11 protein-coding genes are annotated in these 14410 nt (G+C 67.4%); 9 read left to right on the top strand and 2 right to left on the bottom strand.

The annotated features are described in order from the left end of the window. Positions 1-29 precede the first annotated feature (29 nt). The 7 genes from J7U46_RS20260 (at position 30) to J7U46_RS20230 (ending at position 9568) form a co-directional block, all read left to right on the top strand. A complete protein-coding gene (locus J7U46_RS20260; protein WP_282829007.1) occupies positions 30-842 on the top strand; it encodes an ABC transporter substrate-binding protein in 813 nt (270 codons plus the stop codon). A gap of 37 nt (positions 843-879) precedes the next feature. Beyond that, entirely contained in the window at positions 880-1287 is a 408-nt protein-coding gene (locus J7U46_RS20255; RefSeq protein ID WP_282829006.1) for a DUF2946 domain-containing protein, read from the top strand. Positions 1288-1356: 69 nt separating this feature from the next. Next, entirely contained in the window at positions 1357-3795 is a 2439-nt protein-coding gene (locus J7U46_RS20250) for a TonB-dependent receptor (RefSeq protein WP_282829005.1), read from the top strand. Positions 3796-3803: 8 nt separating this feature from the next. Continuing rightward, on the top strand, positions 3804-4319 hold the full coding sequence (locus J7U46_RS20245; RefSeq protein ID WP_282829004.1) for a YcnI family protein: 516 nt from the start codon (positions 3804-3806) through the stop codon (positions 4317-4319). 30 nt (positions 4320-4349) lie between these two features. After that, complete coding sequence (locus tag J7U46_RS20240) at positions 4350-5171, top strand: urease accessory protein UreD (protein ID WP_282829003.1); 822 nt, start codon at positions 4350-4352, stop codon at positions 5169-5171. 24 nt (positions 5172-5195) lie between these two features. Further along, positions 5196-7322: a prolyl oligopeptidase family serine peptidase gene (locus tag J7U46_RS20235; protein WP_282829002.1), complete on the top strand. Its 2127-nt coding sequence runs from the start codon at positions 5196-5198 to the stop codon at positions 7320-7322. A gap of 545 nt (positions 7323-7867) precedes the next feature. Then, positions 7868-9568: an MFS transporter gene (locus tag J7U46_RS20230; RefSeq protein ID WP_282829001.1), complete on the top strand. Its 1701-nt coding sequence runs from the start codon at positions 7868-7870 to the stop codon at positions 9566-9568. A 10-nt stretch (positions 9569-9578) separates the two neighbouring features. On the opposite strand, the gene J7U46_RS20225 is transcribed toward J7U46_RS20230, so the two are convergent. Beyond that, complete coding sequence (locus J7U46_RS20225; protein ID WP_282829000.1) at positions 9579-10799, bottom strand: SAM-dependent methyltransferase; 1221 nt, start codon at positions 10797-10799, stop codon at positions 9579-9581. Between the two features lie 173 nt (positions 10800-10972). Here J7U46_RS20225 and J7U46_RS20220 point away from each other — a divergent pair, with 173 nt between their 5' ends. Together J7U46_RS20220 and J7U46_RS20215 are read left to right on the top strand one after the other, a co-directional pair. Beyond that, positions 10973-11878 carry a formylglycine-generating enzyme family protein gene (locus tag J7U46_RS20220; protein ID WP_282829163.1) on the top strand — a complete coding sequence of 302 codons (906 nt, stop codon included), beginning with the start codon at positions 10973-10975 and terminating at the stop codon, positions 11876-11878. An 82-nt stretch (positions 11879-11960) separates the two neighbouring features. After that, complete coding sequence (locus J7U46_RS20215; RefSeq protein WP_349239499.1) at positions 11961-12776, top strand: methyltransferase; 816 nt, start codon at positions 11961-11963, stop codon at positions 12774-12776. A 16-nt stretch (positions 12777-12792) separates the two neighbouring features. Here J7U46_RS20215 and J7U46_RS20210 read toward each other — a convergent pair whose 3' ends face one another. Then, complete coding sequence (locus tag J7U46_RS20210; protein WP_282828999.1) at positions 12793-14400, bottom strand: hypothetical protein; 1608 nt, start codon at positions 14398-14400, stop codon at positions 12793-12795. Between the last annotated feature and the right edge of the window lie 10 nt (positions 14401-14410).

Genomic DNA, 14410 nt, shown 5'->3' with positions numbered 1-14410 from the left:
GCGGGCCCGGCCATGCCACACTCGGCGCCATGAGCTCGCAGGCCCCCGCCAGCCTCCCGCGCCGCCAGCTGCTGGCGGGCACCGCGCTGGCGCTCGCCCTGCCCACCGCCCGGGCCAGCGTTGCGCCGCTTCAGCTGGTCAGCTACTACGACTACCCGCCCTTCGTCACCGCACCGGGCCAGGGCCTCAGCCACGACCTGCTGCAATGGCTGAAGCAGCATGTGGGCGGCGCCTCGCTGGAGCAGCTGCCGCGCCGCCGCGTCGATGCCCGCATCGCCGAGGCCGCCTGGAGTGGCATCGTGCTGTGGGTGGCTCCGAGCTGGTTCGGCGGGCCCTCCGATCGGCGCTTCGAATGGAGCGAGCCGCTGATGGACGACGAGGACCTGGTGCTCAGCCGCAAGGCCAGGCCCGTGGCCTTCGAGAACATGCGCTCGCTGCGCGGCCTGACGCTCGGCGGCGTGTTCGGCCATGTCTACCGCGATGCCGATCCGCTGGTGCAGCGCGGCGAGATGCGCCGGCTCGACTCGTTCACGCAGGAAGCCAATCTGCGCCTGCTGATGCTGGGCCGGGTCGATGCCATCTTCCTGTCGCGCAGCGGCCTGGGCTGGTGGCGCCGCCGCCTCGCGGACTTCGACCAGCAGATCGAGATCGCCGCCCAGCCGCGCCTGCGCTACCAGCGGCATGTGATGCTGTCGCGCAAGTTGCCGGCCGAGCAGCGCCAGGCCCTGCTGGAAGGCGTGGGCCGGCTGCGCGCTTCGGCAGAATGGCGCGAGATGCTGCAGCGCTATGAGATCCGTACTGCCGACCACGAGCTGCTGAACACGTTGGCACGCAGCAGCTGAGCGTGGCCAGGCCAGCGGCCTCGCTAGAATCGCGGCCGTGCATCGCCCCGTTCGCCGCCCCCCGCTCGCAAGCCTGCGCTGGCTGGTCGTCCTGACCTTCTGGCTCGGGGCCATTGCGCCTGCGCTGTCGATGGCGCTGGCGGCCCAGCGCGGCGACCTGGCGCCCTGGACCCAGCTGTGCCGCGCGAGCATCGTTTCGCCGCGCGCCCAGGCCGGCGAGTTCGGCCAGAGCCCCACGGACGACGCCGCCACGCATGCGATGTTCAAGCATTGCAGCTTCTGCGGCCTGCACCAGCAAGACCTGGCCCTGCCGCCACCGGCCCTGCCCTCGATCACGCTGATCGAAGGCCTGCGCTTCGGCCCGCCCGAGCGCTTCTTCAGCGCCGACCGCACGGCCCATGCCTGGCGGCTCGCCGCCGCCCGGGCACCTCCCGCTTCGATCTGAGTCTCGCTGCCACGGCCTGCCGCACTGCGGTCGGCCGTGCCATCTCTATCGAACCGGAAGTCTCATTTCATGCCACCGAAGAATTTCAAGTTGGGCGCCCTGCCCTGGGCGGCCCTCGCCTGCCTGCTGCTCCTGTCGACCCAGGCCCGTGCCTGCGACGAATGCGGCGACGAAGACGAAACCCCGACGCAACAGCAACAAGAACAGAAAGCCACCGCCCCCACGCGCAACAAGCTCGGCCTGGTGCAGGTCAAGGGCCAGGCCCCGACCTCGCTGCCCACCAACATCCCGACCACGCTGGAAGGCATCAAGCGCGCCGACCTCGAGCGCTCGATCAACGCCACGGACTCCGAGGACGCGCTCAAGTACCTGCCCAGCCTGCTGGTGCGCAAGCGCTACATCGGCGACTACAACCACGCGGTGCTGTCGACTCGCGCCTCCGGCACCGGCAACAGCGCCCGCTCGCTGGTGTTTGCCGACGGCATTCAGCTCTCCAACCTGCTCGGCAACGGCGCCACGTTCACGCCGCGCTGGGGCCTGGTGACGCCGGAGGAAATCGAGCGCGTGGACGTGCTGTACGGCCCGTTCTCGGCTGCCTACTCGGGCAATGCAGTGGGCGCGGTCGTCGACTACCAGACCCGCATGCCGCAAAGCTTCGAAGCTCATCTGAAGCTGAACCTGGCGATGCAGCCGAACGAGCTCTATGGCAGCCGCCGAGACTTCGACGCTCAGCAGCTCAGCGCCTCCATGGGTGATCGCGCTGGCGCCTTCAGCTGGTGGATCAACGTCAACCGCCTGCACAGCAAGGGCCAGCCCCTGACCTTCCCGACCAAGCTGGTCAGTGCCGGTACGGCCGCTGGCACCGGCGCCGTCAGCGTGACCGGCGCCGTGCTGGACAAGAACCGCAGCAATGTCGACTGGTACCTGCTCGGCACCGGCACCGAATACGACACCACACAGAACCACGCCAAGCTCAAGCTGGCCTACGACATCACGCCCCAGCTGCGGGCCAGCTATGTGCTGGGCTATTGGGGCAATGCCTCGGACGGCAGCTCGCGCAGCTACCTGCGCGACGGCAGCGGCAACGCCGTGACGAACCGCTACAGCGGCGACATCAGCCAGGCCGTGCTGATCGATGGCAAGCGCTACACCCTGGCAGCGTCGGACTTTGCCCAGAGCCACGAGGACCTGGGCCACACCATGCAGGCCTTCAGCCTGAAGAGCCGCAGCGGCGATGCCTTCGACTACGAGCTGGCAGCGAGCCAGTACGACTACGGCACCGACCTCGCCCGCGCCTACGCGCCGACGGCCAAGGCCCAGCCCGAAGCCGGCCGCATCACCGACCAGAACGGCACCGGCTGGACCACGCTGGCCGCCAAGGGCGTCTGGCGCTCGGACCAGCACAGCGTCGACTTCGGTGCTTCGCAGGAGGACTACAAGCTGAGCACGCGGGTGTTCCTGACCAGCGACTGGCTGAACGGCGCGGCCGGCGCCTTCAGCTCGCGCTTCGCGGGCGAGACGCGTACCCAGGCCTTGTTCGCCCAGGACGCGATCCAGCTCGGCGCCGCCTGGCGCACGGTGCTGGGTCTGCGCGCCGAGCATTGGACAGCACGCGACGGCATCACCGAGAGCGCCTACACCGGCACAGCCGATCGCGGCACCTGCAGCACGGCCAGCCAGCGCTGCGCCCTCGTCCACCCCGAGCGCAGTGCCAACTACCTCAGCCCCAAGGCGGCCCTGGCCTACCAGCTCGGCGATGACTGGGTGCTCAAGGCCAGCACCGGCCGGGCGGTCCGCTTCCCGACCGTGAGCGAGCTCTACCAGGGCGGCGTCAACGCTTCGGGCCAGGCGATCAACAACAACCCGGACCTGAAGCCCGAGCGCAGCTGGACCAGCGAACTCTCGGCCGAGTGGAGCGTGGGCGCCGGCCCGCGGGCCAGCTCGCTGCGCGCCACGCTGTTCAACGAGGACAGCCGCGATGCGCTGTACTCGCAGCTGAACACCGCCACCAATGCCAACACGGTGCAAAACATCAAGCGCATCCGTACGCGGGGCGTCGAACTGGCCTACAACACGGCTGGCGGCTGGACCGAGTCCTTGCTGAAGGGCATGTCGCTGCTGGGCAGCCTGACCTTTGCCGATTCCAAGATCCTGGCCAACGACGGCTTCGTCGCCGTGGCCGGAGACACCATCGGCAAGCAGCAGCCGCGCGTGCCGCGCTGGCGCGCAACGATGCTCGCCACCTGGCAGGCAACGCAAGACCTGGCCCTGAGCTACGGCGCGCGCTTCAGCGGCCCGCAGTTCAGCACGCTGGACAACAGCGATCCGAACGGCTTTGCCTACCAGGCCGCCAGCAAGTACTTCACCACCGACCTGCGCGCCCAGTGGAAGCTCAGCAAGCAGTTCACGCTGTCGGGCGGCATCGACAACCTGAACAACTACCAGTACTGGAACTTCCACCCCTATCCGCAGCGCAGCTATCACGCCGAGCTGAGGTTCGACCTGTGAGCGCCTCCATGAAACCGAGTCTCATCCTGATCGCCTCGCTGCTGATCGCCGGCAGCGCGGCAGCCCACATCACGCTGGATCAGCGCGAAGCCGAAGCCGGCAGCGTCTACAAGGCGGTGCTCAAGGTCGGCCATGGCTGCGAAGGCTCGCCGACACGGGCCATCACCGTCCTGCTCCCGCCCGGCTTCAAGGGCGCCAACCCGGTGCCCAAGGCCGGCTGGACGCTCAAGCTGCGCATGGAGAAACTCGCCCAGCCTTACGAGAGCCATGGCAAGCCGGTGACCGAGGGCCTGGCCGAGGTCTCGTGGACCGCCAACACGGAAGCCGACTGGCTGCAGGACGCCTGGTACGACGAGTTCGTCGTGCGCGGCACGCTGCCGGCAGAGGCGGGAGCGCTATGGTTCAAGGTCCGCCAGACCTGTGCCCAAGGCGAGTCGAACTGGGCCGCAGTGCCGGCCGAGGGAACCTCGACGCGGGGCCTGAAGTCACCCGCGGCCCTGCTGTTGGTGACGCCCAAGAAGTAGCGCGAGCATGGTCCTTGCTAAGCTGATTCCATGGCTTGGCAAGGACATCTCTCACTCGACTACCGCCTGGACGATCAAGGCGGCACCACGGCACTGGACCGCCACGATGGCCCGCTGCGCGTGCTGCAGCGGCTCTATCCGGAAGGGCCGGCCGTCTGCCACCACGTGCTGGTGCATCCACCGGGCGGCATCGTGGGCGGCGACCGGCTCGCCATCGAAGCGAATCTCGCCGAAGGCACACATGCCCTGATCACCACGCCCGGCGCCACCCGCTTCTACCGCAGCAGCGGCGAGGCGGCGACGCAGGGCCTGCGGGCCCGCCTCGCTCCCGGTGCCCGGCTGGAATGGCTGCCGCTGGAAACCCTGGTCTACGACGGCGCGCTGGCCGAGAACCGCCTCTCGTTCGAGCTCGCACCCGGTGCCGAAATGATGGGCTGGGACCTGCTGGCCCTCGGCCTGCCGGCCGCCGGCCAGGCCTTCCGCCGCGGCCACTACCAGCAGCACCTGGAGATTCCGGGCCGCTGGCTGGAGCGCGGCCGCATCGCCGCCGACGATGTGCTGCTGCTCGATTCCCCGCTCGGCCTGGCCGGCCACAAGGCCCTCGGCACCCTGTGGTTCGCCGCCGGCTCGGCGCTAACGCGGGAGCGGCGCGAGGCCTTGATCGATGCAGCGCGAGCCATCGCCAGCCCGCATCCGGTCGGCGTCACCGCGCCGGAAGACGGCCTCGTCGTGCTGCGCATGCTGGCCCCGCGCATCGAGCCCCTCTTTCAGCATATGTCGGAAGTCTGGGCACAATGGCGCGCGCTTGCCTGGGGCCTGGCCGACAGCCGCCCGAGAGTCTGGCGCACCTGACGAAGACCCACGAGGAGACACCGCATGAAATCCACCGTTGCTGCACTGGGCTTGATCGCCCTTGCCGCCAGCATCTCGGCCCAGACGCTCAGCTACCCGCCCACGCGCAAGGTCGACCAGCAAGACATCTATCACGGCCAACGCGTGGCCGACCCCTACCGCTGGCTCGAGGACGACAACAGCCCCGAGACCGCCGCCTGGGTCAAGGCCCAGAACGCGGTGACGGACAAGTTCCTCGAGGCCATGCCGCAGCGCCTGCCCACTCGCAAGCTCTACACCGAGCTCTACAACTACGAGAAATTCGGCATCCCCTTCAAGGAAGGCGGCCGCTACTTCTGGACCCGCAACGACGGCCTGCAGCAGCAAAGCGTCTACTACACGGCCGCCAAGCTCGGCGACAAGCCCATGGTGGCGCTCGACCCCAACACCCTCTCGAAAGACGGCACCGTCGCGCTGTCGGGCTTCGTGCCCTCGCCGGACGGCAAGCTGATCGCCTACGGCATCGCCGAATCGGGCTCGGACTGGCAGCGCTGGAAGGTGCGCGACCTGGCCACCGGCCAGGACCAGGCGGACGAAATCCGCTGGGTCAAGTTCTCCAGCGCCAGCTGGACGCCGGACGGCAAGGGCTTCTTCTATTCGCGCTACGACGAACCCAAGGCCGGCGCGGCCCTGACCGGCGCCAACTACTTCCAGAAGCTCTACTACCACCGCCTCGGTACGCCGCAATCGGCCGACCAGCTCGTGTTCGAGAACAAGGACGACAAGCAATGGGGCTTCGGCGCCGAGGTCAGCGATGACGGCAGCCTGGTCTACATCGGCATCTGGAAGGGTGCCGGCAGCAAGAACGGCATGGCCGTGTTGCCGCTGGCCAAGGGCAGCTATGTGGCCGGGACCAAGGTGCAGATCATCGACCAGAGCTTCGACGCCCAGTACCAGGCCGTGGGCAACGAGGGCAGCACCGTCTTCGTCAAGACCGATCAGGGCGCCTCGCGCGGCCGCCTGATCGCCATCGACCTGAAGCATCCCGAGCGCAAGGCCTGGAAGACCCTGGTGGCCGAGACGGCCGACACCATGACCGGCGCCCATGCTGTGGGTGGCCGCTTCCTCATCAGCTACCTGCGTGACGCCTCGACGCTCGTGAAGGTCCATGCCAAGAACGGCGCCTTCGTGCGCGACGTGCAACTGCCCGGTGTGGGCAGCGGCGGCGGCTTCGGCGGCAAGTGGAACGACAGCGAGACCTTCTTCAGCTACACCAGCCTGACCACGCCCTCGGAAATCTGGCGCTACGACGTGGCCACCGGCCAGGCCACGGTGTTCCAGAAGCCCAAGACCCCGTTCGAGGCCGAGCAGTTCGAGACCCGCCGCGAATTCGTCACCAGCAAGGACGGCACCAAGCTGCCCATCTTCATCGCCCACAAGAAAGGCCTGAAGCTGGACGGCACGAACCCGACCCTGCTGTACGCCTATGGCGGCTTCAACGTGGCCATGACGCCAACCTACGGCGTCACCGCCGCCACCTGGATGAAGATGGGCGGCGTCTACGTGATCGCTTCGCTCCGCGGTGGCAGCGAGTACGGCGAGTCCTGGCACGAGGCCGGCACCAAGCTGAAGAAGCAGAACGTGTTCGACGACTTCATCGCCTCGGCCGAATGGCTGATCGCCAACAAGTACACCCAGCCCTCGAAGCTGGCCGTGAACGGCGGCAGCAATGGCGGCCTGCTGATCGGCGCGGTGGTCAACCAGCGCCCCGAGCTGTTCGGCGCCGCCGTGCCGCAGGTGGGCGTGATGGACATGCTGCGCTTCCACAAGTTCACCATCGGCTGGGCCTGGGTGACCGACTACGGTTCGAGCGAAGACGCCGAGCAGTTCAAGGCCCTGCAGGCCTACTCGCCGCTGCACACGGTGCGCTCGATGCGCAACTACCCGGCCATCATGGTCACCACCGGCGACCATGACGACCGCGTCGTGCCGGCGCACAGCTTCAAGTACACGGCTGCGCTGCAGGCCGCCGACACCGGCCCGGCCCCGAAGATCATCCGCATCGAGACGGCCGCCGGCCACGGCGCCGGCAAGCCCACCTCCAAGATCATCGAGGAGCGTGCCGACATGCTGGCCTTCTTTGCCCACACCTTCGGCATGGACTCGAAGTAAGGGACAAACCTCGATAAGGCCAGTTTTTGCAAAGCGGTTTATTGAACCGCTTTTGAGGCCATCAATAAAAGCTGGACAGAGCGGCGTTCTTCGCCGCTTTGTCGTTTTCGGGCGGCGCGAAGATAGCTTCCATGCCAGCACAGCAACACACCATCTCAGTCGCCCGCCTCCAGGCCTTCCGGTTCTCCCCGAACCGGGCGCGACACTGACGGTCGCTGCACCCGGCACTCTCCCACGTTCATCAACGGCGCCCAGGCCGCGAGCTGCTAGCGGCTTGCTCTGCCCTGCGCTGTCACGGCGACGCACGCCGCAGCCCCATACCTGAGCCTCGGCTCCAGGCGTCCTTGGGCGGCGTCCACGCTCTTGAAGGCGGGTCTCGAAAGAGGCCCGCCTTTTTCTCTTTCGGACATGGCTTTCAGCCCCCACCGATTCGGGGTGCATGACAGGGAATCACCTGTCCGCCGGGCCAGACCGGGCTGCCGATAATCGCCCGCACTGACAACATCCGCCTCGCCGCGACGCTTGCGCCACGGCGCCCTTTCCCGATGCGACTCCCCAATCTGCTGGCCACCAGCCGTGGCCGCCTGGCGGCCTTCTTCCTGCTGTATGTGACCGAAGGCATTCCGCTGGGCTTCGCCGCAACGGCCGTGGCGGCTCAACTGCGCCGCCAGGGCGTGGGGCCGGCGGAGATCGGGGCCTTCGTGGCCTCGTTCTACCTGCCCTGGGCCTTCAAGTGGGCGTTCGGCCCCTTCATCGATGTGTTCCGCTCCAAGACCCTCGGCCACCGGCGTGGCTGGATCCTCGGCACGCAGATCATGATGGCCGTCACCTTGATGGTGCTGATCCTGGTACCGCTGCCCGCCAGCCTCGGCCTGTTCACCACCATCCTCTTGATCCACAACAGCTTCGGCGCCATGCAGGACGTGGCCATCGACGCACTCGCCTGCAACACGCTGAAGGAAGACGAGCGCGGCCTCGCCAACGGCCTGATGTTCGCCGGCGCCGCCGTGGGCCAGGCCGTCGGCAGCAGCGGCGTGCTGTTCCTGAGCAGCTGGTTCGGGTTCCAGCCGACCTTCATCTTCGTCGCGGCCTGCATCCTCGCCGTCACCGGCTTCGTCGTGCTGCCGATGAAGGAAGCGCTGGTCGATGGCGCGGACCGGGCAATGGGCGGCCTGCGCGGCGCTATGGCCGAGATGAAGAAGTTCTCGGTCGATGCCTTCCGCTCCTTCGTGGGCAGCAAGGGCGCGTTCTCGGGCGTGTTCTTCGCCATCCTGCCGGCCGGCGCGATGTCGCTGGGCCTCGCACTGCAGACCAATCTGGCGGTCGAACTCGGCATGAGCGACGACGAGGTGGGCTCGCTCACCGGCGTCACGCTCATCCTCTCGGCCGCCTGCATGGTGCTGGGCGGTTTCCTGTCTGACAAGCTGGGCCGCCGCTCGACGCTGTTCTTCTATACGCTGGGCATGAGCCCGCCGGTGCTCTACCTGATGTGGAAGCTGCAGCAGCATGGCTATGTGATGCCGCGTGAGCCGGGCGGGCCGGCCCAGCCGGAGCTGGTCACGGCGCTGTGGATCGCCTCACTTTGGTACAACGCCTTCCAGGGCTTGATGTACGGCACGCGCTCGGCCATCTACATGGACGTGACCAATCCCAAGGTTGCCGCCACCCAATTCACCGCCTACATGGCGATGCAGAACCTGGCCATCTCGATCGCCGCCAGCTGGCAGGGCATCGCGGCCGAGGCCTGGGGCTATCCGACGACGCTGCTGGTCGACGCCATCACCGGCGTGGTGGGCCTGGCACTCTTGCCGGCGCTGAAGAGGTCGGTCGAGTTCAATGACACGCTCGCTGTGGGCCGCGCCCGCAAGTCGGCCCTGGTGCTGGGCCTCTGCTGCCTGCTGTGGCTGCCCTGCTGGGCCAACATGGAACTCCTGGGCAAGGCCCAGCCCATCATGGGCACCTTCTACACGCTGGTGTTCGTGGCCTCGGCGCTGTTCCTGCTGGCTGGCCGCGAGGTGCTGGGCCAGACCGCCGGCGTGTGGCGCAGTGCCGCGCTGTGGACCGCGCCCCTGCTGCTCGCCATGCACGGCCGCTATCACCTGGACAAGCTGGGCTCGTTCCGCCCGGTGGCCGATGTGCTGGTCTACGGGGTCCCGCTGGTCGGCGGCATCGTGCTGCTGGGCCTGGCCTCGCGCGGCTGGCAGCAGCTGAACGAAGTGGAGACTGTCGCTCAGGGCGCCGACTAGAGCCCCCAGCTCAGGCCGCGCAGAGCAGTTCCTGCAGCGCCTGCTGGCGGATGCCGTAGAACTGCTTGATCGCCTCGATCTGCGCCAGCACCTCCTGGCGCCGCGCCTCGGGCTGCACGCCGGGGCGCTTGACCGCCAGGATCATCTTGTTCTTGCTGGTGTGCTCCAGCGCCACGAACTCGAACACTTGTGTGTCATAGCCCTCGGCCTCCAGCAGCAGGGCGCGCAGCGAGTCGGTCACCATCTCGGCTTCCTGGCCCAAGTGGATGCCATGCTGCAGCATGGGCCTGAGCTGGGTCGGCAGCTGCATCTGCGGCCGCAGCTGCTTGTGGCAGCAGGGCGAGCACATGATGATCTGCGCCCTAGCGCGCAGTCCGAGATGGATGGCGAAATCGGTGGCGATGTCGCAGGCATGCAGGGCGATCATCACGTCGAGCCGCGCGGGCGTGTAGCTGCGCACATCGCCCTGATCGAAGCGCAGGCCCAGGAGGCCGTGCTTCTCTGCCGCGCCTCGGCACAGGGCCACCATGTCGTCGCGCAGTTCCACGCCCACCACCTGCGCGTCCTTGCCCTGGCGGCTCAGCCAGTCGTGCATCGCAAAGGTCAGGTAGCCCTTGCCGGAGCCGAAGTCGGCCACGTGCACATCGGGGCTGGCGGCGAGTTGCGAGTTGTTGAAGGCGCTGGAAAAAATCTCGGTGAAGCGGTTGATCTGCTTCCACTTGCGCGCCATGGCGGGCACCAGCTGGCGCTCGCCCTTGAGCTCGTGGGTCAGCGCGAGGTCGGTCCAGAACGGGCTGTCGATCTGCAGCAGGCGCTGCTTCTCGCGGTCGTGGCCCTGCTGCTCCTCCTGGGCGGGTGCGGCGGCAATCTTGCCCACGCGCAGGCTGGGCTTGCCCTTGCGGCTGAAGGCCAGCTGCACCTCCTGGCTGCCGGCCACCAGGTGGGCGTTGTGGAACTCGGCGCCCAGCAGATCCACCAGCAGGCGCAGGGCCTCGGGGATGGGGTGGTTCTTGGTGATGTCGCGCGTCTGGTGCCGCCACAGGAAGGACAGCTGGCGCTCGCCGCGCAGTTGCACCTCGCGCAGCATCAGGCGCTGCAGCGTCTTGTCTTCGCCCACCGGCTTGCTGAGCACCAGCTTGGCGAACGTGCCGTCGGCGAGCGAAGTCTCCAGCAAGCGCATGAAGCGCTGCAGGGCGTCGGGGGCATCGGGGGCAAGCAGGTGGCTGAACATCGGGAGATCTTGGAGAGCGAGGGGCGGAAGCGCTAGAGATAAGCCCCGATTCTCGGTGATCGCCCCGCGCCTAGCATCGGCACATGAAAGCCCTGCTCGGCCTGACGGCCCTTTTGACGACCCTTTCGCTCATCGCCCCTGGCCTCGCCCAGACCCCAGCGAACACGCTGGGCATGGGCTTCGTGAAGATACCGGCCGGCGAGTTCCTGATGGGCAGCGAGGAAAGCCCCGAGAGCCTGGCGCGGGCCTATCCGCAACTGCCGCGCGAGCGCTTCGAGCTGCTGCAGGACGAGGGCCCGGTGCACAGGGTGCGCATCACCAAGGCCTTCTGGATGGGCCGGCACGAGGTGACGGTGGGCCAGTTCCGGCGCTTCGTCGAGGCCTCGGGCTATGTGCCGGAGTCGGAGGCCGACGGCACCGGCGGCTATGGCTGGCGCGCCGACTACGACCCGAGCACCACCCGGCGCGGCGATGCCTTCGAGGGCCGCGACAAGCGCTACTCCTGGCGCAACCCCGGCTTCCCGCAGGGCGAGGACCATCCGGTCGTCAACATCACCTGGAACGACGCAGCGGCCCTGGCCGCCTGGCTCACCAAGACCGAAGGCCGGCGCTACCGCCTGCCCACCGAGGCCGAATGGGAGTACGCGGCGCGCGCAGGCACACGCAGCCGTTACCACTCGGGCGACGACCCAGCCACGCTGCTGCAGGCGGCCAATCTCTTCGACGCCGACAGCGCCCGCTACTGGCCGCGCTGGCAGGCCATGGCGCTCAAGGGCAGCGACGGCTATGCCTTCACCGCGCCGGTGGGCCGCTTCGCGCCGAACGCCTGGGGCCTCTTCGACATGCACGGCAATGCCTGGGAATGGGTGTCGGACTGGCATGCCGACGACTACTACAAGCATTCACCGGTGGACGACCCGCAAGGCCCGGCAGATGGCGGCGTCAAGGTGAGGCGCGGCGGCTCCTGGCACACCTGGGCTTTCTATGCCCGCTCCAGCTACCGCAACTGGAATGCCCCCGACACCCGCTACACCCTGGTCGGCATGCGCCTGGTGCGCGAGGCCATGCCGGGCGAATGACGACCAGCACAGGTCTTGATGCAGCGCCATACTCGGCGCCTTCTCTTCTTTCCTCCTCATTCATTCCACGGAGCACGCTGCAATGATGATCAAGACCTGGATCTGCGCCGCCATGACGGCGGTGGCCCTGGTGGGCACGGCCCAAGCCGACGATGCCGCACTGAAGGCCGCCATCGCCGGCACACACCGCGCCGCAGCCAACAGCGCCCGCGACGCCTGGCGCCACCCGTACGAAACGCTGACGTTCTTCGGCATCAAGCCCGACCAGACCGTGGTCGAGCTGGCACCGGGCGGCGGCTGGTACACCGAGATCCTGGCGCCCTATCTGCGCGACAAGGGCACGCTGATCCTGGGCGCCGGCGTGGTGCCCACGGCCCCGGCCAACGCGCTGGCTGGCGTCGAGCGCCTGAAGACCCGCCTCGCGGCCAAGCCCGAGCTCTACGACAAGACCCGCATCGGCACCTTCGACGTGGCCCGCGGCGACACCAGCCTCGCGCCCGCCGGCAGCGTGGACCTGGTGCTGACCTTCCGCAACATCCACAACTGGATGGCCATGGGCGACGACAAGGTGGCCCTCGTCTTCAAGGGCGCCTTCGATGCGCTGAAGAAGGGCGGCGTGTTCGGCGTCGTCGAGCACCGCCTGCCGGCTGGCAAAGCCCAGGACGACAAGGCCCCGAGCGGCTACATGAGCACGGCCTACGTGATCAAGGCGGCCGAGAGCGTGGGCTTCAAGCTCGCCGCCAGCAGCGAAATCAATGCCAACCCCAAGGACAAGGCCGACCACGAAGGCGGCGTCTGGGCCCTGCCACCGACGTTCACCAACAAGGACAAGGACCGCGAGAAGTACGCAGCCGTCGGCGAGAGCGACCGCATGACGCTGAAGTTCGTCAAGCCCTGAGTGGCTGTTTCATTTTTCAGAGGAAGCGGGGCCGCAGGATGTATTCCATGCGGTCCCGGCAGCCCTGCCAGGCGGCGTAGGCGGGGCTCTTCATCGAGGCGATCACCAGTTTGGCTCGGCCGACCGAATCCAGTTCGCCCAGCGGTACCTTGGGCGACATCGCCTTGTTGAGCCCGTCCATCTCGGCAACGCAGCCAGGAATGTTGCCCCCGTCCACGTTGGTATCGCCGAGGAAGGACATGCCTCGCGCGATCAGAGCAGGCGTCACCACAGGTCGGAAGATGATCCATTGGTCCTTGGCGTTCAGCGCCGAAGAATACGCGTAGAACGCCTTGCCGGCCTCCTTGCAGCGCGTGGCATAGCACTGCCAGAAAGCCTCGCGGGACTCGCGCACATCGCCATCCATCTTCTCGATCAGGCGGATCAGGTCCCCAATGCCCTGCACCAGAGCAACAGCCCCACTCAGCATCTTGCCGTTGTCCTGCGCCTGTTGCTCCTCGGGTGTCATGGTCCAGGCCGGCTTGGGCTCGGCCGGCACATGCCGGTAGTACGGGCGACCCGGGTCGCCGCTGGGTCGGTCGCGCTCCAGATCGCTGGCGATCTTCTTCAGGAAGGCCGGATCGATCAGCGACTTGCCAGCCAGCTTCTCCGTCATGAAGGCCATCAGGAAAGTGCGGCCCTGCTTGAAACGCTGCAGCTCCACATTGCCCCAGCTGTCCATTTCGCGTTGCGCATCGTCGGAGGTTTTCAGCTCCATGAAGCGAAGGCGCCGGTTCATGCGGTAGTGGATGATCTTCTCGATGCGGTTGATCGCCGTCAGTGCCGGCCCACCGAGCCTGTTATCCCAGGCATCGAAGGCCGCCCTGCCGGCACCGCTCGCATTCAACCCGGCCGACTTCACGTAAGCCATTTGAGAAAGCCGGACCACGCGGTCGCCCAATGGGCCCTTCAGCAGGTCATTGAAGGGCCTGGAGTTGAGGCCGTCGATGCTGGATTCCAGGCGACTCAGTTCCGCTTCGATCTGTTGAGCCAGTTCACGCTCCTGCGCCACACTCATCGGTGGCAAGGCCCGCGCTTCGGCCTGCCAGGCCTGCACGGCTTCACGCGCGGAGCGCTGCTCTTCCGTTTCTCCCGAGGCCTTCAGCTCATCCTGGCGGCGCTGGAATTTTTGAGCCGAAGCCTGCAGCTGCTTCACAGCGTTCGGGCCCCAGACCAGCGTGACGGCCTCGCCCCAGGTCGCCGGGCACTGGTCAATCGCAATGTCGGCCGTCAAGCGGCCCATGGCGTAATCCTTCGAATCCTTGTCGGTGGCGAAGCTCAGGTCCGGCCGCCGGCCCTTCCAGAGCGATATCGCACGGAAATCGCTCTTGTCTGCCGGGTTGCGCCACTGGCAATCGATCCTGCGCGCCACGTCCTTCATGGAGTACAGGTTGATATTCATGTCGCGGTCGCGCGCGAACGTGAGCGGCCATTCGAGCTCGCTAGGGTCGAATTTCGTGGTCTCCAGCGCGATGATGAAGCGCGGCGGATCACTCGCAGCCGGCTCGGCGGCCTGGGCAGTGACGTTGATCACCGACAGGAATGCCAGGCAGGTCATCCAGTGGTTCAGGCTTGCCGTCTTCATCGAACGTTCC

Source organism: Pelomonas sp. V22 (assembly GCF_030014915.1).
GTDB lineage: Bacteria > Pseudomonadota > Gammaproteobacteria > Burkholderiales > Burkholderiaceae_C > JAUASW01.
This window is presented reverse-complemented; position numbering and strand designations above follow the sequence as displayed.

Bases quoted from the DNA above. Each gene is read 5' to 3' on its own strand.
- J7U46_RS20220 (WP_282829163.1), top strand. From the start codon at position 10,973: ATGGGCTTCGTGAAGATACCGGCCGGCGAGTTCCTGATGGGCAGCGAG.
- J7U46_RS20250 (WP_282829005.1), top strand. From the start codon at position 1,357: ATGCCACCGAAGAATTTCAAGTTGGGCGCCCTGCCCTGGGCGGCCCTC.
- J7U46_RS20225 (WP_282829000.1), bottom strand. From the start codon at position 10,799: ATGTTCAGCCACCTGCTTGCCCCCGATGCCCCCGACGCCCTGCAGCGC.
- J7U46_RS20235 (WP_282829002.1), top strand. From the start codon at position 5,196: ATGAAATCCACCGTTGCTGCACTGGGCTTGATCGCCCTTGCCGCCAGC.
- J7U46_RS20240 (WP_282829003.1), top strand. From the start codon at position 4,350: ATGGCTTGGCAAGGACATCTCTCACTCGACTACCGCCTGGACGATCAA.
- J7U46_RS20210 (WP_282828999.1), bottom strand. From the start codon at position 14,400: ATGAAGACGGCAAGCCTGAACCACTGGATGACCTGCCTGGCATTCCTG.
- J7U46_RS20245 (WP_282829004.1), top strand. From the start codon at position 3,804: ATGAAACCGAGTCTCATCCTGATCGCCTCGCTGCTGATCGCCGGCAGC.
- J7U46_RS20230 (WP_282829001.1), top strand. From the start codon at position 7,868: ATGCGACTCCCCAATCTGCTGGCCACCAGCCGTGGCCGCCTGGCGGCC.
- J7U46_RS20215 (WP_349239499.1), top strand. From the start codon at position 11,961: ATGATGATCAAGACCTGGATCTGCGCCGCCATGACGGCGGTGGCCCTG.
- J7U46_RS20260 (WP_282829007.1), top strand. From the start codon at position 30: ATGAGCTCGCAGGCCCCCGCCAGCCTCCCGCGCCGCCAGCTGCTGGCG.